Consider the following 24,645-nt stretch of genomic DNA (forward strand, 5'->3'; position numbering starts at 1 on the left):
AGATGTGTCCTCAGTCCATGGCCACGTGGGCTTCCCGGATGATGCCGCGCCATTTCGGCACCTGCGCGTCGATGAACGACGCCAGGCCTTGCGGGGTTTTGTCGTCCGCTTCGACGATGCCCTGCGCGTGCAGCGCCTGCTTCACCGCCGGCTGGGCCAGCGTGTCAACGAAGGCCTGGTTGAGCCGGGCCACCACGTCGGCGGGAGTGCCGCGCGGCGCCACGATGCCGAAGAACACGCTGACGTCGTAGCCGGGCAGGCCCTGCTCGGCGATGGTGGGCAGATCGGGCAGCGCGTCGGACCGTTCGGCGCTGGCCAGGCCGATGGCGCGCAGGTTGCCGGCCTGCACGTGCGGCAGCGCGGTCAGGATGTCGGTGAACGACATCGATACCTGGCCGCCCAGCAGGTCGTTCAGCGCAGGTCCGGTGCCTTTATAGGGCACGTGCAGGATCTGCGTGCCCGCCATCTTGTTGAACAGGATGCCCGCCAGGTGCGACGAGGCGCCGTTGCCCGACGAGGCGTAGCTCAGCTTGTCGGGGTTTTTCTTGGCGTAGGCGATGAGTTCCTGCACGTTGTGCACCGGCACCGACGGATGCACGGTCAGGATATTGGGCAGGTGGCCGATGCGGATGACGGGCGCGAAGCTTTTCTGCGGATCGTATTGCTGGTTCTTGTACAGGCTGACGTTGATGGCCAGCGGCCCCGAGGTGCCGAACAGGATGGTGTAGCCGTCCGGCTTGGCGTTGGCGACGTACTCGGCGCCGATGTTGCCGCCCGCGCCGCTGCGGTTTTCCACCACCACGGTCTGCCCCAGCTGGTCTTTCAGGCCGTCGGCCAGGCGCCGCGCCATGGCGTCGGTGGGACCGCCCGGCGGGAAGGGCACCACCAGGGTCACGGGGCGTTCGGGGAAGGTGCTGGCGGCGGTTGCGGGGGCGGACGCCAGGACGGCGGCGCCGGCCAGAGCCAGGCAGAAGATGCGACGATGCATGGTTGTCTCTCCAGGTGTCGATGAGCGCGCTCTCGCCCTCTTGGCGGGTCGGATGGCGCTGTTATGGAAATGGCCGGCCCTGCGGCTGGCCGGCGGTTACTACAAAGCGTGGGCCAGCATGGCGCGGCAGGCGGCGTCTTCGTCGGCGGGAATGGCGCAGGGGTCGCGCGGCGTCAGGCGGTGCAGCAGCACCTGGTCGGCCAGCACGCCGCGGCCGGCCAGGCCCGGGGCGCGCGCTTCCCGGCGCAGCGCCGCCAGCGACAGCGCGTGGTACAGCGCCGATGCCGCCTGGCGGGCCAGGTCGGGGCGGTCTTGCAGCGCGGCGTGGTCCGCCAGCGCGAAGGCGCCGTCCAGCGCGCGCGCCTGGGTGTCGGCCAGCGCGGGAGCGCAGGGCTCGCCGTCCTGCAGCAGGCTGTCGACATGGCGGCGCAGCACCGCCAGCGCGTCGGTTTTCTGGATGGCGCGCAGGACGTCCAGCGCCACGATGTTGCTGGTGCCTTCCCAGATCGAGCCCAGGTGCGCGTCGCGCACCAGCCGGGCCTCGACGAATTCTTCGATGTAGCCGCAGCCGCCGCGCACTTCCATGCCGTCGCCGGTAACCTTGCGCGCGTCGCGGCAGGCGCGGAACTTGATCAGCGGCGTCAGGATGCGGGCCAGCGCGGCGGCGTCGGCGTTCTGTTCGGCATCGGCCAGCGCCGCCGCCGTCTGGAACATGACGCTGCGCGCCTGTTCCGCCCACACGTTCATCTTGGCGAGCTGGCGGCGCATCAGCGGCATGTCGATCAGGCGCTTGCCGAACGCGCGGCGGTGCTGCGCGAAGTAAATGGCCTCGGTAACGGCGCGGCGCATCAGGCCGGCTGCGCGCATGCCGTTCGACAGCCGCGAGTTGTTGATCATGTCGGCCATGTGCTTGAAGCCTTTGCCGCGCTCGCCCACCAACCACGCCAGCGCGCCTTCCAGGCGGATTTCGCCGCTGGCCATCGAACGCGTGCCCAGCTTGTCTTTCAGGCGCAGGATGCGATAGGCATTGTGCGTGCCGTCGGGCAGGTCGCGCGGCAGCAGGAACAGCGACACACCCTTCAGCCCGGGCATGTCTTCGCTGCGCGCCAGCACCATGGCGAAACCGGCATCGGGGTTGGAGCAGAACCATTTGTCGCCATGCAGCCGCCAGGTGCCGTCGGCCTGTGGCTCGGCGCGGGTGGTGGTGGCGCTGACGTCCGAGCCGGCGCCCTGTTCGGTCATGAACATGGCGCCCTGGCGCAGTTCGTCGAAATCTTGCGAGGTGACCTGCGGCAGCACGCGTTCGACCAGGGCAGGGTCGCCAAACTTGCGCAGCGTGCGGGCCAGCGAGTCGGTCATGCTGACCGGGCAGCACAGCCCGAACTCGGCCTGCACGAAAAGGTGGCTGAGCGCGTATTTGGCCGCTGGCGGCATGGGCGCGGGCCAGTCCAGCACGCCGCCGCGGTGCGACAGCGCGGCCAGCCCGAATTCGCTGTAGGCCAGGCGTTCGAGCTCGACATAGGCGGGGTGCTTGTGCACGCGCGATTCGTCCTGCCCGGCGCGGTTTCGCACCGACAGGGTGGGCGGGTTCTGGTCGGCGACCGCCGCCAGCGCGTCGATGTGGCCGCCAGCCAGCGCGCCCAGGCGCTCCAGGTGCGGCAGCAGATGGGCGTGCAGGTCGGGCGGCAGATATAGCGCGCAAAGGCTGGCCGCGTAGGGGTCGGCGCTGAACAGGTTCAGGCCGCGCGAATCCGGGACGTCGGTGGTGGCGGAAGAAGTCGGGGACATGGCAGGCGCTCGGGTAGCAGGAAAGTGCATGGTCGCGCAGGCCATTTATCTATACAAATACCGTTTTTATGTAGAACAATACATAAAATATATTGATTGCAATGCAGGAAGGCATGCCATGGAGCTGGAACCCCGTCTGTTGCGCTACTTCATCGCGGTGGCCGAAGAGCGCCATTTCAGCCGCGCGGCGGCGCGCCTGCATTTGTCGCAGCCGCCGCTCAGCTATGCCATACGCCAGCTGGAATCCACACTGGGCACGCGCCTGCTCGAGCGCACCAGCCGGCACGTGGAGCTGACCGAGGCGGGCCGCGTGCTGTACCGCGAGGCCCAGGCGTTGCTGCGCCAGTCGGAGGCCATCGGCACGCTGGTGCAGCGCGTGGGCGCGGGGCTGCGCGGCCGGTTGCGCATTGGTTTCGTGGGCTCGATGCTGTACCGCGGGCTGCCCGACCTGCTGGCCGCGATGCGCACGGCGCTGCCCGATGTCGAGCATGTGCTGACCGAGCTGAATTCCCACGAGCAGATCGAGGCCGTGCGCCGCGGCGAGCAGGACCTGGGCTTCATTCACGCCAACCCCGCGCCCGCCGAAGTGCAGACCCTGAACCTGGTGGCAGAGCCCTTCGTGCTGTGCGTGCCCGACACCCACCCGCTGGCGCGGCGCCGGCGCGTGTCGCTGCAGGCGCTGGCGCACGACGATTTCATTTTGTTCGCGCGCGCGGCGTCGCCCAGCTACCACGAGACCGTGCTGTCATTGTGCGTGACGGCGGGCTTTCACCCGGCCATCCGCCACGAGGTACGGCATTGGCTCAGCGTGGCGGCGCTGGTGTCGCAAGGACTGGGGGTGTCGATCGTGCCGGCCTGCCTGGCGCGCAGCGGCCTGGCGGGCACCCGGTTCATTGCTTTCGATCACCCGGCGCGTTCGGTCAGCCAGGCGATCTGGCCGCGCGACACGGATGCGCCGCTGCTGCGCACGGCGGTCGACCTGGTGCGGGCCCAATACCAGTACGCGGCGCCACAATAGGGCGGGCCGCGCGGCGGCTGCCGGCGCCACCGCGGGCGCGGATCAAGGCAGGGGCGGCGCCGGCAACGAGCCTTCCATGACTACCACGGCCTGGCCTGCCACGCCTGCCCACACGCCGTCGGGGCGAGGCTCGGCATGCGCCAGCAGCAGGCTGGGGCGGCCCATGTCCACCCCCTGGCCGACGCGCAGCCGCAGCATGCCGCTGCCGCGCAGCGCCGCCCGCAGCGCGGTGGCCGCGGCCGTGGCGCTGCCGGTGGCGGGGTCTTCGGTCATGCGGCCGGTGAACATGCGCGCCTGCAGGTCGGTGGGGCGGTCGATCAGGTCGGCGCCGGTATCGGTGGTGTAGGCGTAGATGGATTTTGCGCCGGTCTGGGGCATCAAGGCGGCGTAGCCGTCGGCGTCCGGCGCGGCGCGGCGCAGGGCATCGCGGCTGGCCAGCTGCACCACCAGGAAGGCAAGCCCCACCGACACGACCTGGGGCGCGTGCTCGGAGAGCTCGATATCGGCCGGGGCCAGCTTCAAGGCCCGCGCCACGGCCTGCGCCGGCGCTTCGCTGCCGCGCGACAGCGGCTCGGGGGCCAGCAGTTCGGCGCCTTCGATGCCGTGGGCGCCCGCGGCCAGCGCGATGCGCACCAGGCCCGCGGCTTCTTCGAACACGAACTTGTCCGGCACGCGTGCGCCCGCCTGTGCGAGCTCGCGCGCCAGCACCACCGCGGTGCCGATGTTCGGATGGCCGGCGAACGGCACCTCGCGGTCGGGGGTGAAGATCCTGACCTGGGCGGTATGCGCCGGGTCTTGCGGCGGCAGCACGAAGCTGGTTTCCGAATAACCGAACTCGCGCGCAATGCGCTGCATCTGCGCGGCGCTCAGGCCCTGGGCGTCGAGCACCACGGCCAGCGGGTTGCCGCAGTAGGCCTGCGGGGTGAATACATCGGCGGTAACGTAGCGGTAGCGCATCTGGCCCTGCTTTCTTTTTTCCATGCGGGAAATATAGGCGGCGCGGCATCGGCGCGACAGACACAGAATTGTTGGATTCACGCCATAACAGGGCGCCGCGGCACGGTTCCAGGGTGTTCCGTTGCTTGGATGTTTATTTCAAGGCGGAGCGGCCGGCGGCGGGCCGCGCGGGAAGCCGGTAACAAACATAGCGGCCTGCACACGCTTGGAATCAGGCACGCGCGCAGCGATCGGAAAGAATGGATTTTTATTACTGCCAGCCCATCGCGCCGGGCGCCCCTGGCGCGCGCTTATTCGACCATGCTTGCCAAATATCCGTTGCCGGCGCCGCGCGCCGGCCTGCTGGCCCTGGCCTTGCTGCTGGCCGCCTGCAAGGCCACGCCGACCATCGACGAGCGCGATTCCTTTACCCAGGGGAACACCTATTCCCACCGCTTCGCGGGTTCCAGCCAGGTGGCCTGCGAAGCCGGGCGGCGTTCGCTGCTGGGGCAGGGCTACATTATTGACAAGGCCGAGCCCAACCGGGTCAGCGGCCACAAGAACTACCAGGACCAGGAAAACGACGACCAGCATGCGCAGATCCTGTTCAACGTGGACTGCGCGCCCAGCGGCGACGGCAACGCCATTGTGTATGTCAGCGCATTGCGCGAGCTGTACACGATGAAGAAGTCCAGCAATTCAGCCAGCGTGGGCCTCAGCGTGCTGGGCGCGGTGTCCATGCCGGTGGGGGCCAGCGACGATTCGCTGGTCAAGACGTCCAGCGAAACCATATCGCGCGGTGCGTTCTACGAAGGGTTCTTCGAGCAGGTCGAGCGCAACCTGGCGTCGGCGCGGGCCGCTATCAGTGCGGGCGCGACGCCGGGCCAGAATCCGGCCAACGTCAACGGCGCCGCAGCCAGGCCGGGCACCGGCGCGCCGGCGGCCCCGACGCGACCGCCGGCGCCGCCGGCCGCCGCACCCGCGGCACAGCCCGCGCCACAGCCCGCACCGCAGCCCGCCCCAGCCACGCCGCGCTGATTTCCCAGCCGGCAGCCTGGCGCATGACTGGCGCCGGGCTACCCGCGGCGCGCCGCCTCGATGGCGGCGATGTCGATTTTCGTCATTTCCATCATCGCCTGGAAGGCGCGCTTCGCGGCGGCCGGGTCGGGATCGGCAATGGCGTCGGTCAGGGCCCGCGGCGTGATCTGCCACGACAGACCCCATTTGTCTTTGCACCAGCCGCAGGCGCTTGCCTGGCCGCCGTTGTCGATGATGGCATTCCACAGTCGGTCCGTTTCGGCCTGGTCGTCGGTGGCGATCTGGAACGAGAAGGCTTCGTTGTGCTTGAAGGCGGGGCCGCCATTCAGGCCCAGGCAGGGGATGCCCGCCACGGTGAATTCGACCGTCAGCACGTTGCCCTGCTGGCCCGAAGGGTAGTCGCCGGGCGCGTGTAGAACGCGGCCCACGGCGCTGTCGGGAAATGTGCGGGCGTAGAACTGCGCCGCGTCCAGGGCGTCGTTGTCGTACCAGAGGCAAATCGTGTTCTTGCTGACCATGCGGACTCTCCCTTGGCAAAGCCGGCGGGTCGCGCGCGGCCTCGACACCTCTCACGTTAACGCATTGGCTGCCGGCCAGGCGGTATTTGCTGCGCCGCATGATGGAAATTCGTTGACAGGGATTTTCCTTTGCTGGAGTATTTGTCCAGACAAAGTGATAAATAAGACAAAGGAGACGTCATGGAGGTGGTATCCACCGGACCCAAGAGGTATCGCTTCAGCTTCGGTCGCTATCTGGAAGAGTTCGAAGTGGGGGCGGTGTACGAACACCGCCCCGGCCGCACGCTGACCGACGCCGACAACATTCATTTCTCGTTGTTGACGATGAACTTTCATCCCATGCACTGCGACGCGGCGTATGCCGGCCAAAGCGAGTTCGGACGCCTGCTGGTCAATAGCGGCCTGACGGTAGCGGTGGTGCTGGGCATGACCGTGGCCGACGTCAGCGGCAAGGCCATCGCCAACCTGGGCTGGAAGGAAATCAACCTGACCGCTCCGGTTTTTGCCGGGGACACCCTGTACGCCGAATCCGAAGTGCTGGAGCTGCGCGAGTCGCGCAGCCGGCCTACGCAGGGCATCGTGACGACGCGCACACGCGCCTACAACCAGGACGGGGTCGAGGTCATGAACTTCATACGGTCCTGCCTGGTACCCAAGCGGGGACACGGCGTAGGCGACAAATAAACACGCCGGACCCGACGACGCGGGCGCCGCCCGCGCCGCATCGCAGTACTCATCCAAAGGAGAGTTGGTCATGGTTCATTCGCTGTTCCGCCGGGCGGCGCTGCTGCTCGCGCTGGCGTTACCGCTGCACGCGGGCGCCGTCGAGATGGTGCTGACGTCCGAAGTCGCGGCCTCGCACTGGAAGACCCGCTACATGAACGAGTTCGCCCAAGACGTGGCCGAGCGCACTCATGGCGAAGTGCAGGTCAAGGTGTTTCCCGCCGCGCAGCTGTACAACGACCAGGACGGACTGGCCGCGCTGGGCACCGGCGCCGTGCATATGGTGTGGCCGGTCTCGGTGCGGCTGGAAACGCTGGACCCCGGGCTGGGCTATGTGAATCTGCCGTTCGGTTTGTCGGACAAGAAGATGGAAAACGCCTGCTTCGCTAGCGGATTGACCGACCTGATGTCCGAGCGGCTGAAGTCGCGCCAGTTGCAGGTGCTGGGCCTGCTGCGCACGGCCGACCTGTTCTTCATTTTCCGCGACCGCGACGTGAAATCGCTGGAGGACATGCGCGGCGCCAAGCTACGCGTGACGGGTGGCCGTATTTTCCTGGACATGGTGCGCAGCTTCGACGCCAGTCCGGTCTCGATGGCGGCCTCGGAAATGAGTACGGCGCTGGCGCAGGGGGCCATTGACGGCGTGCTGACCTCGCCGGCCGGCTGGGCTGAAATGATAGGCAAGACCGGCAAGTACGCGTTCCACGTGCCCGGCATGTCGCTGGCCACCTACGCGGTGGTGGTGGACCGCGCCTGGATGGACGCGCTGACGCCCGCGCAGCGCAAGGCCGTGGCCGACAGCCTGAACAGCATTATCTCGCGCCAATGGGAAGAGGCCCGCGCGGCCGACGACAAGCTGATCAAGCAGATGGAGAAGGAAGGGTCCGTCTATCGCGTGGCCGACGACGCGGCCGCGGCCGATTGGCAGGCCCGCGCCGACACCGCCAAAAAGGCCTACACCGACAAATACCCGGAGGTGGTCAAGCAAGTCGACGCCATCGCCAAGCGCTGCGGAGTATGAAATGGATGCATTGACCCGGTCGGCGCGCGAGTGGTCGCAGGCGCGCGGCTTGCCGCTGGACGACCAGGACCTGCCCGATCTGGTCGCGGCGGTGGCCGGCCTGGCCGACGCCCTGGAGCGGGAAACCGCGTCGCTGGGCATGGAGCAGGTGGCTGCGCCATTCGGCCAGATGCTGCATGCGCTGGCGCCGGCCGCGTGGGCCGATGCGCCGGCGCCGGCAGAAGTGGGCGCGTTGGACAGCGAGGCATGGGTGCGCGCCAGCCTGGCGGAAATCGAGCAGGCCGCGCCCGGCCGGCTGGCGTGGGTGGAAGTCGACGCCGAGGCCGCGCTGGCCGAAGCACGGCAGCGCGACGATGAGCGCCGGCGAGGCCGGGTGCGCGGGCCGCTGCACGGCATGCCGGTGGGCATCAAGGACATGTTCGACCGGCAGGGGCGCGTGGCCGGCTGGGGCACGCCGCTGCGCCGCGACAGCGCGCCGGCGGACGCCGACGCCACGGTGGTGGCGCGCCTGCGCGCCGCGGGCGCAGTGGTGCTGGGCGTGCAGCACATGGCCGAATTCGCCATGTCGCCGACGGGTTGGAATGCCAGCTACGGGCCGGGCCGCAATCCGTGGGATACCGGACGGGTCTCGGGCGGCAGTTCCAGCGGGGCCGCGATGTCGGTCGCGGCCGGGCACGTGCCGCTGGCCATCGGTTCCGACACCGGCGGCTCGGTGCGCCTGCCCGCGGCTTTATGCGGGCTGACCGGCCTGAAACCCACGCAGCATCGCATCAGCGTGGCCGGCGCCATGCCGCTGTCTCCCAGCCTGGACTGCATCGGCCCGCTGGCCTGGTCGGCCGAACTGTGCGGCCACGCATGCCGCGCGCTGGCTGGCGCGGACGCCGCCGATCCGTCCTGCCTGCACGCACCCGTCGTGGCGGGCCAGCCGCCGCGCCGCTTGCGCGTGGCAGTGCCGCGCTGGCGCGACGACGACCCTATGTCCGGCGCCATGCGGCAGGCGCTCGACGAGGCCGTGCGCGCGTTGCGCGACGCCGGCGTGGAGTGCGTGGCCGTGGCCTCGCCGTATCCGCTGTTGCAGCGGGCCGGGCAACTGGCGTCGATTGTGCTGGCGGTGGAAGCGGCGGCCATGCACCAGCGCTGGCTGCGCGAGCGCGCCGATGGCTATGGCCGCCAGGTGCGGCGCCGCATCGCGCGGGGCCTGCTGGTGCCGGGCGTGGACTATTGCAATGCGCTGCGCCTGCGCGGGCCGTTCCTGCGGCGCCACCTGCGCGAAACGCTGGGCGAGGCCGATGCCTTGCTGTTGCCTTGCACGCCCGATGTGGCGCCGCGGGTCGATGACACCCTGGGCGACGACCAGGGCCGCCTGGAGCGCGAGTTCGCATTGCTCTCGGCATGGACGCGCGGCGTCAATTATCTGGGCCTGCCGGCGCTCACCCTGCCCGTGGGAGCGGGGGCCGGCGGCCTGCCGCTGGGCATGCAGCTGGTGGGTCCGCCGCTGGGGGAAGACCGGGTGCTGGCGCTGGGGCGGTTGTTCCAGCGGACTACCGAATGGCATGCGCGCCGCCCGGCGGCATGCGCACAATCAGGCCACCAGGCCACCAATAAGGAGACGACATGAGGGCATTATGGAACAAGGCCGCGCCATGGTTCGCCGCCCTGGCCATCGGCTGGAGCGCTAGCGCGGGAGCGGCGGAAATGATCATCACCAGCGAGATCCCGCTGGCCACCAACCCCAGTCCGTACATCGAGCAGTTCATCGCCGAAGTCGGCAAGCGCACCGACGGCGCCATCCAGGGCAAGTATTTCCCCGCCTCGCAGCTCTACAACGATCGCGACGGACTGGCCGCGCTGGGCACGGGGGCCGTGCACATGGTGTGGCCCGTGTCTTCGCGCCTGGAGCAGTTCGACGCGCGCGTGGGCCTGGCCAGCCTGCCGTTCGCGCTGACCACCGACGAAATGACCAACGCCTGCTTCGCCGACGGCTTCACGCGCATGATTTCCGGCTACCTGGAGCCGCGCGGCATACAGGTGCTGGGCTTTCTGCGTACGGCCGACCTGATCTTCTTGATGAAAGACCGCGACATCCAGCGGGTGGCCGACCTGAAGGGCCAGAAAGTGCGGGTGATTGGCGGGCAGATCATGCTGGATGCCATGCGGTCGGTGCAGGCCAGCCCGATCTCGATGTCGGCCTCGGAAATGTCGGCGGCGCTGTCACAGGGCGCCATCGATGGCGCCATGACCTCGCCGGCCGGCTGGGTCGACGTGCTGGGCAACACCGCCCGGTACGCCACGCTGGCGCCCGGCATGGGGCTGGCCACGTCGGCCGTGACGGTCGACAAGCAATGGCTGGATGCCTTGCCCGAGGCGCAGCGCAAGGCCATCCACGACGTACTGGCGGAAATCATTGCGCGGCAATGGCAGGAAACCGTAGCCAAGGATCGCCAGTTGATCGAGCAGATGGTGGCGCAGGGCGGGCACTACCGCGTCATGGCCCCGGAAGAGGTTGAAAAACTGAAGGCGCGCTTTGTCGCGGCGGGCGAAGGGTTCCGCAACAAGTACGCGGACGCCATTGCGCAGCTGGAAAAAGTGCGCAAGGAGTGCATCCATGATGGCAAGTGACCTGGAGTCTGCGCGCATGCCGGCGGCGCGGCAGCCCGCCAGCGGCGCGCCGCGCGCCGCGCCGCGGTTCGGCGGGCTGGGCTGGGCCTCGCGGCTGGTGCTGGCTGTCGCGACCATCATGGCATTGGGCGCGACGTCCATCATGATGCTGGAGGGCTTCAGCCGCTATGTGCTGAATATCAGCTACTTCTGGGCGGAAGAATCGGTGCGGTTCCTGATGGTGTGGGCGTTCTTCCTGACGCTGGGCGTGGCGGGCTTTCGCCAATATCACATTCGCACCGAACTGCTGGTGCAGCGGCTGCCGGCGGCGGCGCAGCGCGCGGCGTGGCTGCTGTCATGCGCGGCCGGCATGGTGTTCGCCTTCATCCTGGCCTACTCGTCCATTCCGCAAGTGCACCGGTTCTACACCATGGGCATGGTCTCCGAATCTTCGCTCGAGCTGCCGATGTGGTTGCTGTTCCTGGCCATGCCGGTGGGCGGCGTGGCGCTGTTCTGCTATTACGCCTGCGCCGCCTGGCATGCGTGGCGCTGGGGCGACCCCTTTGCCCCCGAAGCCGTCGACGACGAACCCGATGCCGGCGTGGCCGCCGCCATGAACCGCCAGGAGCCGCTGCTATGACACTGGGACTTTCCGTAATCGGCCTGCTCGTCCTGCTGGCGCTGGGCGCGCATGTGGGCACTGCCATGGGCCTGGTTTCCAGCGCGATGGTGATGTCGGTGGACGGCGTGCCGCTGACCGTGGTGGCCCAGACCGCGTTCAAGTCGATCAACAGCTATCCGCTGATGGCGATCCCGATGTTCGTGCTGATGGGCAACCTGATGATGCGCGGCAATATCGTCGCCGTGATGATCGAGCTGATCGGCAGCCTGGTGCGTTGCGTGCGGGGCGGGCTGGCCCTGACGGTGATGCTGGCCTGCGTGTTCTTCGCGGCCGTGTCGGGCTCCAGCGTCGGGTCGGCCGCCGCCATCGGCGCGGCCACCGTGGACGGACTGAAGCGCGAGCACTACCCGCCGCGCTTTTCGGCGGCGCTGGTGGCGGTGGGCGGCACGCTGGGCCTGATGATTCCGCCGTCGCTAGGGTTCATCCTGATTGGCTCCATCGTGGGCCTGCCGGTGGACCGCCTGTTCGTGGCGGGCATCGTGCCCGGGCTGATGGAAGCAGGCCTGCTGCTGACCACCACCGTATGGCTGACGCGCCGGCACGGCTATGGGGCCACCAGCGGCAAGCCGGACGTGGCCGGGTTCGTGCAGCGCCTGCCGCGCGCGGCGGGCGCCCTGTCGATGCCCGTACTGGTGCTGGGCAGCATCTACATGGGCATCTTCACACCCACCGAGGTATCGGCGGTGGCCGCCGGCTACGCGGCCGTGCTGTGCGTGCTGGTGTACCGCACCATGAACTGGGGCACGGTGTGGAAGGTATCGCAAGAGTCCATCCTGCAGTCCACCATGATTTTCATGGTGGTGATGGGCGGCAGCCTGATCGGCTTCATCCTGGCGCGCATGGGCGTGTCGGCGTCGCTGATCGGGTTCATGGAACGCATGGATATGTCGGCCTGGCAGTTCCTGCTGCTGGCTAACGTCGTGCTGCTGATGCTGGGCATGTTCCTGGACGGCGTGGCCATGATCGTGCTGACCGCGCCGCTGCTGTTTCCCATGGCCACGCACCTGGGGGTGGACCCGGTGCATTTCGCGGTGATCATGGTGGCCAACGTCGAGATCGCCACGCTTACTCCGCCTATCGGCCTGAACCTGTTCGTCATGAGCGGCATCGCGCGCATTCCGGTCGAGCAGGTCGCGCGCGGGGTAGTGCCTTTTTACGCCACGCGGCTGGTGTCGCTGGCCCTGATTACATACGTTCCCGCGCTGTCGCTGGCGCTGGTGAGCTGAACAAGAGGAGAACACGCATGAAAGACAATGCAGACATGCCGGCCACCGGGCTTGCGCTGTCCGAGACCCTGGCGGACTATGCCGCCGGCTTTGACGGGGCGCGCATTCCAACCGAGGTGCGCGAGCGCGCGCGCCTGCTGATGCTGGACTCGATCGGCATCGCGCTGGCTTCGCACGGCTACGATTTCTCGCGGCGCGCGCTGGCGGCCGTAAGCGAACTGGATGGCGGCGGCGACAGCGTGGTCATCGGCACGCGGCTGCGCCTGGACCCGCGCAATGCCGCACTGGCCAATGGCGTGCTGGTGCACGGGCTGGACTACGACGATACGCATGCGCGCGGCGTGATCCACGCCACCGCTTCAGTGCTGCCCACGGTGCTGGCGCTGGCCGCGCGCGACGGCCGCTCCGGCGCCGACATGGTGACGGCCTATGTGCTGGGCATGGAAGTCGCTACCCGCCTGGGCGCGGTGGCAAAGGGCGGCTTTCACCAAGTGGGCTTCCACCCCACCGGCCTGATCGGCGCCTTTGGCTGCACGCTGGCCGCCGGCTGGCTGATGGGCCTGGACGCGCGGCAGATGGTGGACGCGCAGGGCCTGACGCTGTCGGTGGCGGCGGGGAGCCTGGAATTCCTGAACGACGGCGCCTGGAACAAGCGCATGCATCCCGGCTGGGCGGCCAATGCCGGCATCACCGCGGCTACGTTCGGCAAGCATGGCTATACCGGCACGCGGCTGGCCTACGAAGGCCGCTTCGGCCTGTACGCCAGCCACCTTGGGGACGCCGGCTACGATCTGGCGCTCGCCACCGAGGCCCTGGGCCAGCTGTGGGAAGTGCCGCGCGTGTCCGTCAAGCCGCTGCCCGCCTGCCATTTCACGCACGCCAGCGTCGACGCCGCGGTGCGCCTGCATGCGCAGGGGGTCAAGCCGGAGCAGGTGCGGCGCATCACGGTGCTGGTGCCGGCCGAGGTGGTAAAGACCGTGTGCGAGCCCGAGGCGTCCAAGCGCCGGCCCGCCAACAGCTATGAGGCCCAGTTCAGCATTCCCTATCTGGTGGGCACGGCCTTGTGCAAGGGCCGGCTGACGCTGGACGACCTGGAAGAAGCCGCGCTGCGCGATCCGGCCGTGCTGGCGCTGGCCGCCGTCACCGATTACCGCAACGACCCCGACAGCGGCTTTCCCCGCCACTATTCCGGCGAGGTGATCGTCGAGCTGAAAGACGGCCGCGTCTTGCGCGAGCGCGAGGCGGTGAACCGCGGCGCCGAAGACCGGCCGCTGAGCGCCGACGACATCCGCGCCAAGTTCCACGACAACGCGCGGCGCCAGGTGCCGGCCTCGCGCGCCGACGCCATCGAGCAATGCGTGCTGGGGCTGGACCAGGGCTCGGCCCGCGCGCTGGCCGACCAGTTGGGCCAGGCCTGAGCGCCGCCGCATTTTTCAAGGAGAACATTGCATGACAGTGCATGACGAGGGCCAGGAACAGCTGATCCTGGACATGGTGGGGCGCTTCCTGGAACAAGAGGTGCGCCCTCACGTGTGGCAGATGGAGCACGACGACACTTACCCGGTGGAAATCGTCGAGAAGATGAAGGACATGGGTCTGTTCGGCTGCCTGATCGCTCCGGAATACGGCGGCCTGGGCTTGTCCACCGTGACGTACGCCAAGATCATCGAGCTGATTTCCGAAGAATGGATGTCATTGTCCGGCATTTTGAATTCGCATCTGATTATGGCGGCCGCCGTGCAGCGCAACGGCACCGAAGAGCAGAAGCAGGCCTTCCTGCCGCGCTTTGCCACCGGCGAACTGCGCGGCGGCATCGGCCTGACCGAGCCCGACTGCGGCACCGACCTGCAGGCCATCCGCACCGTGGCGCGCCGCGACGGCGACGCCTACGTGATCAACGGCGCCAAGATGTGGATCACCAACGGCTATCACGGCAACTGCTTTGCCCTGCTCGTCAAGACCGACCCGCAGGCCGAGCCGCGCCATAAAGGCATGAGCCTGTTCATTGCCGAGAAAGGGCCGGGCTTTACCGTGAGCCGCCAGCTGGAAAAGCTGGGCTACAAGGGCATCGATTCGACCGAGCTGGTATTCGAAAACTACCGCGTGCCGGCTGACCGCCTGATTGGCGGCGTCGAGGGGCGCGGCCTGCAGATGGTGCTCAACGGGCTCGAACTCGGCCGCATCAACGTGGCGGCGCGCGGCGTGGGCGTGGCCCAGGCGGCGCTGCGTGAATCGGTGAAGTACGCGCAGCAGCGCAAGACTTTCGGCAAGCCCATCTGCGAGCACCAGGCCATCCAGACCAAGCTGGGCGACATGGCCACCCGCACCGAGGCCTCGCGCCTGCTGGTGCAGCGCGCCGCCGAAGCCTACGACCGGGGCGAGCGCTGCGACATGGAGGCAGGCATGGCCAAGCTGTTCGCCACCGAGACCGCGGTGGAAAACAGCCTGGAGGCCATGCGCATCCACGGCGGCTACGGCTATTCCAAGGAATACCTGGTCGAACGCTTCTACCGCGACGCGCCGTTGCTGGTAATTGGCGAGGGCACCAACGAAATGCAGCGCATCATCATCGCCCGGCAACTGGTGGAAAGGAACCGCATATGAGCCTGCCGCTGACAGGATTGCGCATCGTCTCGGTAGAGCAATATGGCGCGGGGCCGTTCGGCACGCAACATCTGGCCGACCTGGGCGCCGAAGTGATCAAAATAGAGAACCCGCACGACGGCGGCGACGTGGGCCGCGCCGTGGGGCCGCACTATTTCGGGCCGGGCGACAGCCATTTCTACCAGGCCTTCAACCGCAACAAGAAAAGCGTCACGCTGGATCTGAAAAAGCCCCAGGGACAGCAGGTGCTGCGCAGCCTGTGCCAGCATGCGGACGCCGTGTTCAACAACCTGCGCGGCGATCTGCCGGGCCGGTTGGGGCTGACGTACGAGGCTCTGAGCGAGGTGCGGCGCGATATCGTGTGCGTGCATCTGTCGGCCTACGGCCGCGACGGCGAGCGCGCCGGCTGGCCGGGCTACGATTATCTGATGCAGGCCGAAGCGGGCTATCTGTCGCTGACCGGCGAACCCGACGGGCCGCCGTCGCGCTTCGGCCTGTCGATCATCGACCTGATGACGGGCACCACGGCCGCGCTGGGTCTCGTGTCGGCTGTACTGGGCGCGCGCCAGAGCGGCGTGGGGCGCGATGTGGACGTCAGCCTGTTCGACGTGGCCCTGCACAACCTGGGCTATCTGGCCACCTGGTACCTGAACGGCGGCCACAAGACCGGCCGCGCGCCGCGCTCGGGGCATCCCTCGCTGGTGCCCAGCCAGCTCTACCGCACCGCCGATGGCTGGATCTTCATCATGTGCAACAAGGAAAAGTTCTGGCCGCTGCTGGCGCAGGCCATGGGGCATCCCGAGTGGGCCGAAGATCCCGACTACCGCGATTTCGCGGGCCGCCTGCGCCACCGCGAGCGCTTCAACCAGGAACTCGAGGCCGTGTTCGTGACCGCCACCACGGCCGACTGGATGGCGCGCTTTGCCGGGCGGGTGCCGGCGGCGCCGGTTTATGATGTAGCGCAGGCGCTCGACAACCCCTTCGTGCAGGCGCGCCATTGCCTGCTGGATGCCCATGATGCCGGGGGCCGGGCCATCAAGGGCGTGGCCTCGCCGATCCGCTGCCCGGGCGAAGCGCCGCTGACGCGAGCGGCGCCGGCCATGGGCGCCGATACCGACGAGCTGCTGGCGCAGGCAGGCTATACGCCGGACCAGATCGCCAGCTTGAGGAAGACTGCTGTTCTATGACCTTGAAGATCGAAGCGCCCGGCGGCCGGCCGCGCTACCTGCAGCTGGCCACCACCCTGGTTCACGAAATACGCTCCGGCCGTTATCCGGTGGGCGGCCTGTTGCCCACCGAGTTCGAGCTGTGCGACCAGTTCGGCGTTTCGCGCTTCACGGTGCGCGAAGCGGTCAAGCAGCTGGTGCAGATGGGGCTGGTGACGCGCCAGCCAGGCGTGGGCAGCCGCGTGCTGGCCAAGACGCCGGTGACCCAGTACACGCAGACCATGTCCGGCATTACCGACCTGCGCCAGTACGCCTACGAAACCTCGCTGGAAATCGAAGGCCAGGAACTGCTTGAGGTGGACGGCGAGCTGGCCGGCACCCTGGACGCCTCGGCCGGCGAAACCTGGCTGCATGTCTGGGGGCTGCGCTACACCGAGGCGCACGATGCGCCCATCTGCATGACCGACGCCTACATCGCGCCTGCCTTCCGCGCAGTGGCGGGCATACAGGGCCGCATGACGCGCGCCCTGTATGCGGTGCTGGAAGAACAATTCGACCTGCAGATCAAGACCGTGCACCAGGACATCCGCGCCGTGGTGCTGGACAAGGCCGCCGCGCGGCGCCTGGCGGCCAAGCCCGGCTCGGCCGGGCTGCGCCTGGAACGCCGCTACCTGGATGCCCGCGACGCGCTGGTCGAGCTGGCCGTCAGCGTGCATCCGGCCGACCGCTTCAGCTACCGCGAATCGTTCCGCCGCGACTGGCAGGTGCCTGCGTGAAAGTCTCCGGAGCAGGAACGCTCGCCATCACGCTGGCGGTGCAAGCGCTGGTCGCGGCAGCAGCCCTGGTAGTGCCGGTGCTGGCGCCAGTGCTCAGCGCCTCGGCCGGCGTGGGCGCCGAGCTGGTGGGCGTGTACGTCTCGCTGATGTATGCGGGCGCCATGGCGGGCAGCCTGATGGCTGGCGGCTGGGTGGCGCGGCAGGGGGCCATCCGGGCCAGCCAGTGGGGGCTGGCCTTGTGCGCGCTGGGGCTGCTGTGCAGCCTGTCGGGCCACGTGGCGCTGCTGGCCATGGGCGCGGTGCTGCTGGGGCTGGGCTACGGGCCGATCACGCCCGCCAGCTCGCACCTGCTGATCCAGACCACCCCGCCTCACCGCATGTCTTTCGTGTTTTCGGTCAAGCAGACCGGCGTGCCGCTGGGCGGCGTGCTGGCCGGGCTGCTGGCGCCCAAGATGGAAATTGTCGCGGGCTGGCGCGGCACGCTGCTGGCCACGGCGCTGGCCTGCCTGGCCTGCGCGGCCCTGGCGCAGCTGGTGCGCGCGCAGCTGGACGCCGATCGCACGCCGCAACGGCGCGCCGGCCTGGGCGATCTGCGCGCGCCGCTGGCCTTGATCTTCTCGCGCCGCTCGCTGGCGATGCTGGCTGGCGCGTCTTTGTGTTTTTCGGCGCTGCAGTGGTCGTTCAGCGCCTACGTGGTGACCTATTTGCACGACAGCCTGGCCTACACGCTGGTGATGGCGGGCGTGATGCTGTCGGTGGGCCAGGTGGCTGGCGTGGTGGGCCGCCTGCTGTGGGGCTGGTGCGCCGACCGCTACCTGGGCGCCGTCGCCACGCTGGCGCTGCTGGCGCTGTTGATGGCGCTGGGCTCGGTGACGCTGGCCTTGCTGCCGCCGGGCACGCCGGTGCCCGTGGTGGCGTTGGCGCTGATCGTGCTGGGCGCGGCCGGGGTGGGCTGGAACGGCGTGTACCTGGCCGAAGTGGCGCGCCAGGCGCCGCCCGGCAAGACCAGCCTGGCCACGGGCGGCGCGCTGACCTGCACTTTCCTGGGCGTGGTGCTGGGACCGCCGGCCTTCGGCGCGGTGGCTGCGCTGCTCGACAGCTATCGCCTTGCCTTCGTCTTGATCGTCATTCCGGCGCTGCTGTTCGGCTTGTTGCTGATCGCCCAGCGGCGCCGCTTCCAGGCCCAGGAGCCTATTGCCCATGAATCGTCTGCGTAGCTTGCTGTTCGTCCCCGGCGACCGTCCCGAGCGTTTCGATAAAGCCGTCGCGGCGGGCGCCGACGCCGTCATCCTGGACCTGGAAGACGCCGTGCTGCCCGATGCCAAGACGGCGGCGCGCCAGGCAGTGGCCGAGTGGCTGGCCACGCCGGGCCGGCCCGCCATCCTGCGCATCAACGGCGCGGGCACGCCGTGGTTCGACGACGATCTGCGCGCCGCGCGCCAGGCCGGCTGCCGCGCGGTGATGTTGCCCAAGTCGGAAGACCCTGCGGTGCTGGCGCACCTGCGCCAGCACCTGGGCGCCGAAGCGCGGCTGTTTCCCCTGGTCGAGACCGCCCTGGGCGCGCATCGCGCGCGCGAACTCGCGCTGGCCCCCGGGGTGGCGCGCCTGGTGTTCGGCAGCGTGGATTTCGCGCGCGATACCGGCATCCAGGACGAGGCCGGCTGGCTGCCGGTGCGTGTCGAACTGGTGCTGGCGTCGCGGCTGGCGGGCCTGGCCCCGCCTATCGACGGCACCACGCTGCACTGGGATGACACCGCGGCCGTGCAGGCCGTGGCCGCCGCGGCGCGCCGGCTGGGCTTCGGCGGGCAGTTGTGCATTCATCCGCGCCAGGTCGAGCCCGTGAACCAGGGGTTCCTGCCATCGCGCGAGGAACTGGATTGGGCCCGCAGGGTCGTGCAGGCCGTGGCCGGCGGCGGGCGCGGCGCCATTGCCGTGGACGGCAAGCTGGTCGACAAGCCCCTGCACGACCTGGCGCTGGCGTGGCTGGCCCAGGCCGGGCAGGCCACGCCGGCGCCGCAAGCCTGACTTCCAGGGGTTGCGGGCGCCCGGGTGGGTTTCAGGTCGTGGGCAGCGCCAGCCCCATGGCCGCGAACAGCCCGCCGCAGGTCTTGTTGAAGCGCTTGCCGGCACGTTCCAGGAACGGCCGCACCCGGTGCGCCCCGCGCGCCAGGCCGTATTCAACCAGGAATTCCATGGCCGCGAATGTGGCCGCCATGGTGGCGAACTGGGCCGCCAGGCCGCGCGCAGGGTCGATGAATTGTGGCAGGAACGCGCCGAAGAACAGCAGCGCCTTGGGGTTGGAAACCGCCGACAGCAGGCCCTGGCCGAACAGCCGCGCGGGCCGCGCGGCCGGCATGGCCGGCCCGGCCTGCAATTGCACGGCCGGCGCGCGCCACAGCTGGATGCCCAGGTACACCAGGTAGGCGCCGCCTACCCATTTCAGCAGGATCAGCGCCGGCGACCAGGCCTGCAGCAGCGCGCCGATGCCCAGCATGGAAAGGCCAATGACCAGGGTGAAGCCCAGCGTGCCGCCGGCGATGGTGCACAGCGCCTTGCGGTGGCCATGCAGCGCGCCGTGCGTCAGCGCCAGCAGCGTATTGGGGCCGGGCGTGACCGACAGCCCCGTTACGGCAATCAGGTAGAGCAGCCAGGTGTGCAGGGTCATCGCGGCATGGCCATTACCGGAACACCACCGTCTTGTTGCGGTTGAGCAGGATGCGGTGTTCCACGTGGCTGCGCACCGCGCGCGCCAGCACCAGCGATTCGACGTCGCTGCCGACCTGGGTCAGGTCGGCGGCGGTCATGGTGTGGTCGACGCGTTCGATGTCCTGCTCGATGATCGGGCCTTCGTCGAGGTCGGATGTCACGTAGTGCGCCGTGGCGCCGATAATCTTCACGCCCCGCGCATGGGCCTGGTGATACGGCCGGGCGCCCTTGAAGCTGGGCAGGAAGCTGTGGTGGATGTTGATCGCGCGGCCCGTCAGCGCCACGCACATTTCCGGCGACAGGATCTGCATGTAGCGCGCCAGCACCACCAGGTCGATCTGCTCGCTTTCCACCAGCGCCAGCACTTGTTTTTCTTGCTCGGCCTTGGTGTCGGCGCTGACCGGCAAGTGGTGAAACGGGATGCCGTACGAGGCCGCCAGGCCGGCGTAGTCGTTGTGGTTCGACACGATGGCGGCGATCTCGGCATGCAGCTGGCCGCTTTGCACGCGGAACAGCAGGTCGTTCAGGCAGTGGCCCTGTTTGCTGACCATGATCAGCAGGCGCGCCTTGCGGCGCGCGTCGTGAATCTGCCAGTCCATGCCGTAGGCGCCGGCCAGCGCGCCGAACTGCTCGCGCAGGCTGGCTTCGGTCGCCGCCGCGGGCAGGTTGAAGTGCACGCGCAGGAAAAAGCGGTTGGTTTCGTCGTCGCCGAACTGCTGCGAATCGAGGATGTTGCAGCCCAGCTCGAACAGCAGGCCGCTGACGCGGTAGACGATGCCGGTGCGATCAGGGCAGGACAGGGTCAGGATGTAGTCGTTATGTTGCATGGTCTGCAGGAAAAATCGGGCGATGCGAAGCGATGCCGGCCTTACGGCGCCAGGCGCGCCAGGACCTCTTCGGCGATGGCCAGGCTGGCGGTCAGCCCGGGCGACTCGATGCCGAACAGGTTCACCAGGCCGCCCACGCCGTGCGCCGCGGGGCCGGCAATGACGAAATCGGCGGCAGGTTCGTGCGGGCCCGAGATCTTGGGGCGGATGCCGGTATAGCCCGGCGCCAGCGCGCCATCGGGCAGGCCAGGCCAATAGGTACGCACCGCATCATAGAACACCTCGGCCCGGGTCGGGTCGAGCGTGTAGTCTTCGGTGGCGATCCATTCTGTGTCGGGACCGAATTTGGCCTGTCCGCCCAGGTCCAGCGTCAGGTGCACGCCCAGGCCGGCGTGTTGCGGCACCGGGTAGACCAGGTGCGAGAAGGGCGCCCGGCCCGCCAGCGTGAAATAGCTGCCTTTGCACAGGTACTCGGCCGGAATGCTGGCCGGCGGCAGGCCCTGGATGCGGCGCGCCAGGGTGGGCGCGTGGATGCCCGAGGCGTTGACCAGCACGTTGCACGACAGGCTCATGGCTTCGTCGCCGCCGAACTGCACCTCGAAGCCGCCTTCGGGCCGCACCCGGGCGGCGAGCATGGGCGTATGGAACACACATTGCGCGCCGGCGTTCTCGGCGTCGCCCTGGTAGGCCAGCATCAGGCCATGGCTGTCGACGATGCCGGTGGACGGCGACAGCAGCGCCGCCGTGCAGCGCAGCGCCGGTTCCAGCGCGCGGGCTTCGCTGGCGCTCAGGCGGCGCATGTCGTCCACGCCGTTGGCGCCGGCGCGCGCGGCGATGCCGTCGAGCAGGGCGGCTTCGGCGTCGGTGGTGGCGACGATGAGCTTGCCCAGCCGCTGGTGGGCAATGCCGCGCCCGGCGCAGTAGTCGTACAGCAATTGCTTGCCGCGCACGCACAGGCGCGCCTTGAGGCTGCCGGCCGGGTAATAGATGCCGGCGTGGATGACTTCGGAATTGCGCGAGCTGGTGCCCGTGCCGATGGCTTCGGCGGCCTCGGCCACCAGCACTTCGCGGCCGGCCAGCGCCAGGGCGCGAGCCACGGCCAGGCCGACCACGCCAGCGCCGACGACGATGCAGTCGATGTCAGTGCTCATGATGGGATGAGGTTCATTCAGAATGCTTGTGGGCGGGCGTCAGGTCGAACCCGCCGGCGTGAAAGACCAGGGGCGCCTCGCCGCTGTGGCCACAGCGTTCCACCTCGCCGACCATGATGATGTGGTCGCCTTCGACGTAGCGGCTGCGATTGCGGCATTCGAACCAGGCAGCGCAGTGCGCGTCCAGCATGGGCGTGCCGCCCGGCGCCAGCGCGCGCGACAGGCCGTTGAAGCGCTCGCGCGTGTGGCCGGTCGCGAAGCGGCGCGCCAACGCGGCCTGGCCGGCCGACAGCACGTTGACGACGTAGCGTTCGCATTGCTCGAAGATGCCGAGCGAGGCCGAGCTTCGCGACAGGCTCCATAGCACCAGCGGCGGGTTCAGCGACACGGAATTGAACGAGCTGACGGTCAGCCCGATGGGCGCGCCATCGGGCGCCGCCGTGGTTACGACCGTGACGCCGGTCGCGAAGCGGCCCAGGGCGGTACGAAAAAAACGCGCGTCGAAGTCGGGGGCGATGTCGGGCATGCAGCGGCGGCGCGGCTCAGGGCGAAAGCCGGTCGATGGCCCAGCCGCCACGGCCATCCGGCAGGTAGCGCAAGCGGTCGTGCAGGCGCGACGGGCGGCCCTGCCAGAACTCGAACAGGGTCGGCACGACCCGGTAGCCGCCCCAGTGCGGCGGGCGCGGCGGCTGTTCGCCGTAGCGGGCGCGGATTTCCTGTTCGCGCGCTTCGAGTTCGGCGCGGGTGACCGGCTGGCTTTGCCGCGAGGCCCAGGCCCCGATGCGCGAGCCCAGCGGGCGGCTGTGGAAATAGGCGTCGGATTCTTCCGCGGATACTTGCTCGACGCGGCCCTCGATGCGCACCTGGCGTTCGAGCGGCTGCCAGAAAAACAGCAGCGCGGCGCGCGGATTGGCCAGCAGGTCGTGGCCCTTGCGCGATTCGTAGTTGGTGTAGAACGCGAAGCCGCGCGAGTCGTAGCCCTTGATGAGCACGATGCGGGCCGACGGCTGGCCATCGGCGTCGACCGTGGCCAGCGTCATGGCGTTGGGTTCGGGCACCTGTGCGGCCAGCGCCTGGTCGAACCACTGGCTGAACTGGTCGAATGGCGAGGCGGCCGCCGAGTCTTCGAGCAAGGTGCTTTTTTCGTAGCTTTGGCGCAGATCGGATACAGACATGGAATGCGGAATGCCAGGACAGATGGAGGGCGGGTGAATGGGTGAGTTTACCGCCAACGCACGGGGCCCTAGTTGTCGACCTGGGGGTCGTCGGGTTCTTCCAGGCGCCGGGCGATGCGGTCGAGCCGGGCGTCGCGGATGCCGGCGGCGCGCAGCGCCTGCGCGGTCTGCACGACGTATTCGGTGCAGCGCCCATAACGGCCCGAGGCGCGACGCACGATGGCCAGCAGTTCGGCGTCGGGCAGGGCGCGGATGTAGGCGGGGTTGTCGCGGTTCATCACGAACACCAGCGCGCGCACCAGTCCTTCGTCGGTGGCGCAATTGATCCAGCGCGGCAGATAGGCGCCGGTGGACATCTCGCGTTCCCACAGGGCCGGGAAGTAGTCGGGCACGGCCTGCCCGGCCAGGCGGTACACCACGCCGCGGCATGAGCCGCCGCGGTCCAGTGAGCTTGCCCGCAAAAAATGGATCCCTTGCTGAGTGTGTAAAACTCACGCAAGGAGGGAGGAAAGATGGGTAATCCGAGAGCTCGATATACGCAGGAATTCATGCTGGAAGCCGTGCGCATGGTCCGCGGCGGCCAGAGCATGGCGGCGGTGGCGAAGATACTGGGCATCAGCCCGAAGACGCTGCACAACTGGGTGAAGGCCGATGCCGCTGGGAAGCTGAACGGCGCAGGCAAACAGGTTTCTCCAGAACAGATGGAGATTGCCCGGCTGCGCGCGGAGTTGGCACGCGTGAAGATGGAGCGCGACATATTGGGAAAAGCCACGGCGTACTTTGCGAAGGTGTCGGCATGAAGTACGCCTGGATCGAGCTTCACAGCCGACAATGGCCGGTGTCCCTGAGCTGCCAGGTGCTGGGTGTCAGCCCCAGCGGTTACCACGCGCGCAAGGTGCGGGATGTCGATACTGACCGACCGCGCCGACGCATCAGCAACGACGCTCTGCTGGTGCACATCAAGGCCGTGCACGCTGAATCCAAAGGCGAGTACGGCTGGCCGCGCGTGTGGAAGCAACTGCTGGTCCAGGGCATTCGCGTCAGCAAGGATCGTGTCCAGCGGCTCATGAAGCTGCACGGCATCAAGGCGAAGACCAAACGCCGGTTCAAGGTCACGACCGACAGCAAACACAGCCTGCCGGTCGCACCGGACCTGCTGCAACGAGACTTCTCTCCCGCGCGTCCCGACCAGGTCTGGACTACGGACATCACGTACATCTGGACGGACGAGGGTTGGCTGTTTCTGACCGTCATTCTCGACCTGTTCAGCCGTCAGGTGGTGGGCTGGTCGATGCAGCCGCACATGCGCACGGAGCTGGTGTCTGATGCGCTGCGTATGGCGTGGTTTCGCCGCCGTCCGCAAGCGGGCCTGATCCTCCACAGTGACCGTGGCAGCCAGTATTGCAGTCATGACTTCCAGGACCTGCTCAAGGGCTACGGCATGCGCAGTTCGATGAGCCGTCGAGGCAATTGCTGGGACAACGCACCGACCGAGAGCCTGTGGGGATCGCTCAAGCGTGCACGCATCCTCGGCCAGCGCTTTGCAACGCGTCGCGAAGCGATGGACGAGGTAATCGACTGGTTGAGCTTCTACAATCATTCGCGCTTGCACTCGACGTTGGGCTACGTCAGCCCGATGCAATTCGAGCGGGACTGGTACGCCGCCCAGAACCAACGGGTGGCATAATCTCGCTCAGTTAAGGG

The 24,645-nt window shown here is 68.4% G+C and carries 24 protein-coding genes and 1 pseudogene; 15 read left to right on the plus strand and 10 right to left on the minus strand.

All coding sequences use genetic code 11. The annotated features are described in order from the left end of the window. Nucleotides 1-10 precede the first annotated feature (10 nt). A complete protein-coding gene (locus BPET_RS04235; protein ID WP_012247852.1) occupies nt 11-988 on the minus strand; it encodes a Bug family tripartite tricarboxylate transporter substrate binding protein in 978 nt (325 codons plus the stop codon). A gap of 99 nt (nt 989-1,087) precedes the next feature. Beyond that, nucleotides 1,088-2,776 (minus strand): acyl-CoA dehydrogenase family protein, encoded by a 1,689-nt coding sequence (locus BPET_RS04240; RefSeq protein ID WP_012247853.1) that lies wholly within the window; start codon nt 2,774-2,776, stop codon nt 1,088-1,090. A gap of 118 nt (nt 2,777-2,894) precedes the next feature. Between BPET_RS04240 and BPET_RS04245 the strand changes: the two genes are divergently transcribed. Next, complete coding sequence (locus BPET_RS04245) at nt 2,895-3,794, plus strand: LysR family transcriptional regulator (RefSeq protein WP_041863502.1); 900 nt, start codon at nt 2,895-2,897, stop codon at nt 3,792-3,794. A 42-nt stretch (nt 3,795-3,836) separates the two neighbouring features. Here the strand turns inward: BPET_RS04245 and BPET_RS04250 are convergent, their stop codons facing one another. Beyond that, nucleotides 3,837-4,751, minus strand: coding sequence for a PhzF family phenazine biosynthesis protein (locus BPET_RS04250; protein ID WP_012247855.1), 915 nt, complete (start codon nt 4,749-4,751; stop codon nt 3,837-3,839). Nucleotides 4,752-5,051: 300 nt separating this feature from the next. Here BPET_RS04250 and BPET_RS04255 point away from each other — a divergent pair, with 300 nt between their 5' ends. Continuing rightward, nucleotides 5,052-5,768: a DUF2242 domain-containing protein gene (locus tag BPET_RS04255; RefSeq protein ID WP_050978199.1), complete on the plus strand. Its 717-nt coding sequence runs from the start codon at nt 5,052-5,054 to the stop codon at nt 5,766-5,768. A 38-nt stretch (nt 5,769-5,806) separates the two neighbouring features. Here BPET_RS04255 and BPET_RS04260 read toward each other — a convergent pair whose 3' ends face one another. Beyond that, complete coding sequence (locus BPET_RS04260) at nt 5,807-6,286, minus strand: VOC family protein (protein WP_012247857.1); 480 nt, start codon at nt 6,284-6,286, stop codon at nt 5,807-5,809. Nucleotides 6,287-6,466: 180 nt separating this feature from the next. Between BPET_RS04260 and BPET_RS04265 the strand changes: the two genes are divergently transcribed. The 12 genes from BPET_RS04265 to BPET_RS04320 all read left to right on the plus strand — a co-directional run bounded on the left by BPET_RS04265 (nt 6,467) and on the right by BPET_RS04320 (nt 19,107). Continuing rightward, nucleotides 6,467-6,970 (plus strand): MaoC family dehydratase, encoded by a 504-nt coding sequence (locus BPET_RS04265; RefSeq protein WP_012247858.1) that lies wholly within the window; start codon nt 6,467-6,469, stop codon nt 6,968-6,970. A 70-nt stretch (nt 6,971-7,040) separates the two neighbouring features. Next, on the plus strand, nt 7,041-8,030 hold the full coding sequence (gene dctP / locus BPET_RS04270; RefSeq protein ID WP_012247859.1) for a TRAP transporter substrate-binding protein DctP: 990 nt from the start codon (nt 7,041-7,043) through the stop codon (nt 8,028-8,030). A 1-nt stretch (nt 8,031) separates the two neighbouring features. Further along, nucleotides 8,032-9,648 carry an amidase gene (locus BPET_RS04275; RefSeq protein ID WP_012247860.1) on the plus strand — a complete coding sequence of 539 codons (1,617 nt, stop codon included), beginning with the start codon at nt 8,032-8,034 and terminating at the stop codon, nt 9,646-9,648. Then, nucleotides 9,645-10,649: a TRAP transporter substrate-binding protein DctP gene (gene dctP, locus BPET_RS04280; RefSeq protein WP_012247861.1), complete on the plus strand. Its 1,005-nt coding sequence runs from the start codon at nt 9,645-9,647 to the stop codon at nt 10,647-10,649. Before BPET_RS04275 ends, dctP (BPET_RS04280) begins: the two co-directional genes overlap by 4 nt. Continuing rightward, the gene (locus tag BPET_RS04285; protein ID WP_012247862.1) at nt 10,636-11,268 is read left to right on the plus strand and encodes a TRAP transporter small permease; all 633 of its coding nucleotides are present in this window, start codon (nt 10,636-10,638) and stop codon (nt 11,266-11,268) included. Before dctP (BPET_RS04280) ends, BPET_RS04285 begins: the two co-directional genes overlap by 14 nt. Beyond that, a complete protein-coding gene (locus BPET_RS04290; RefSeq protein ID WP_012247863.1) occupies nt 11,265-12,536 on the plus strand; it encodes a TRAP transporter large permease in 1,272 nt (423 codons plus the stop codon). The genes BPET_RS04285 and BPET_RS04290 overlap by 4 nt, the downstream gene beginning before the upstream one ends. A 17-nt stretch (nt 12,537-12,553) precedes the next feature. Then, on the plus strand, nt 12,554-13,954 hold the full coding sequence (locus BPET_RS04295) for an MmgE/PrpD family protein (RefSeq protein WP_012247864.1): 1,401 nt from the start codon (nt 12,554-12,556) through the stop codon (nt 13,952-13,954). Nucleotides 13,955-13,985: 31 nt separating this feature from the next. Next, nucleotides 13,986-15,140, plus strand: a complete 1,155-nt coding sequence (locus BPET_RS04300) for an acyl-CoA dehydrogenase family protein (protein ID WP_012247865.1) — start codon at nt 13,986-13,988, stop codon at nt 15,138-15,140. Further along, complete coding sequence (locus BPET_RS04305) at nt 15,137-16,327, plus strand: CaiB/BaiF CoA transferase family protein (protein WP_012247866.1); 1,191 nt, start codon at nt 15,137-15,139, stop codon at nt 16,325-16,327. Before BPET_RS04300 ends, BPET_RS04305 begins: the two co-directional genes overlap by 4 nt. Continuing rightward, on the plus strand, nt 16,324-17,082 hold the full coding sequence (locus BPET_RS04310) for a GntR family transcriptional regulator (RefSeq protein ID WP_012247867.1): 759 nt from the start codon (nt 16,324-16,326) through the stop codon (nt 17,080-17,082). The genes BPET_RS04305 and BPET_RS04310 overlap by 4 nt, the downstream gene beginning before the upstream one ends. Then, nucleotides 17,079-18,299, plus strand: a complete 1,221-nt coding sequence (locus BPET_RS04315) for an MFS transporter (RefSeq protein WP_012247868.1) — start codon at nt 17,079-17,081, stop codon at nt 18,297-18,299. The genes BPET_RS04310 and BPET_RS04315 overlap by 4 nt, the downstream gene beginning before the upstream one ends. Continuing rightward, on the plus strand, nt 18,283-19,107 hold the full coding sequence (locus tag BPET_RS04320; protein WP_012247869.1) for an HpcH/HpaI aldolase/citrate lyase family protein: 825 nt from the start codon (nt 18,283-18,285) through the stop codon (nt 19,105-19,107). Before BPET_RS04315 ends, BPET_RS04320 begins: the two co-directional genes overlap by 17 nt. A 31-nt stretch (nt 19,108-19,138) precedes the next feature. Here the strand turns inward: BPET_RS04320 and BPET_RS04325 are convergent, their stop codons facing one another. The 6 genes and pseudogenes from BPET_RS04325 to BPET_RS04350 all read right to left on the minus strand — a co-directional run. Then, nucleotides 19,139-19,747, minus strand: coding sequence for a LysE family translocator (locus BPET_RS04325; protein WP_012247870.1), 609 nt, complete (start codon nt 19,745-19,747; stop codon nt 19,139-19,141). 13 nt (nt 19,748-19,760) lie between these two features. Next, complete coding sequence (gene purU, locus BPET_RS04330) at nt 19,761-20,615, minus strand: formyltetrahydrofolate deformylase (protein WP_012247871.1); 855 nt, start codon at nt 20,613-20,615, stop codon at nt 19,761-19,763. Nucleotides 20,616-20,656: 41 nt separating this feature from the next. Further along, on the minus strand, nt 20,657-21,766 hold the full coding sequence (locus BPET_RS04335; RefSeq protein ID WP_012247872.1) for an NAD(P)/FAD-dependent oxidoreductase: 1,110 nt from the start codon (nt 21,764-21,766) through the stop codon (nt 20,657-20,659). Between the two features lie 13 nt (nt 21,767-21,779). Beyond that, the gene (locus tag BPET_RS04340) at nt 21,780-22,292 is read right to left on the minus strand and encodes a flavin reductase family protein (protein ID WP_041862694.1); all 513 of its coding nucleotides are present in this window, start codon (nt 22,290-22,292) and stop codon (nt 21,780-21,782) included. Nucleotides 22,293-22,308: 16 nt separating this feature from the next. Beyond that, complete coding sequence (pdxH, locus tag BPET_RS04345; protein ID WP_012247874.1) at nt 22,309-22,941, minus strand: pyridoxamine 5'-phosphate oxidase; 633 nt, start codon at nt 22,939-22,941, stop codon at nt 22,309-22,311. A gap of 68 nt (nt 22,942-23,009) precedes the next feature. Continuing rightward, a pseudogene (locus BPET_RS04350) lies at nt 23,010-23,387 on the minus strand (gamma-glutamylcyclotransferase); the annotation flags it as partial. Nucleotides 23,388-23,453: 66 nt separating this feature from the next. Here BPET_RS04350 and BPET_RS04360 point away from each other — a divergent pair. Then, nucleotides 23,454-24,628 (plus strand): IS3 family transposase gene (locus BPET_RS04360; protein ID WP_085970191.1). Its coding sequence is split into 2 segments (ribosomal slippage): nt 23,454-23,703 and nt 23,703-24,628, totalling 1,176 coding nucleotides; the frame shifts between segments, so codons are not numbered across the junction. Nucleotides 24,629-24,645 lie beyond the last annotated feature (17 nt).

This window comes from Bordetella petrii, assembly GCF_000067205.1.
In the GTDB taxonomy this organism is placed as follows: Bacteria; Pseudomonadota; Gammaproteobacteria; order Burkholderiales; family Burkholderiaceae_B; genus Bordetella_A; species Bordetella_A petrii.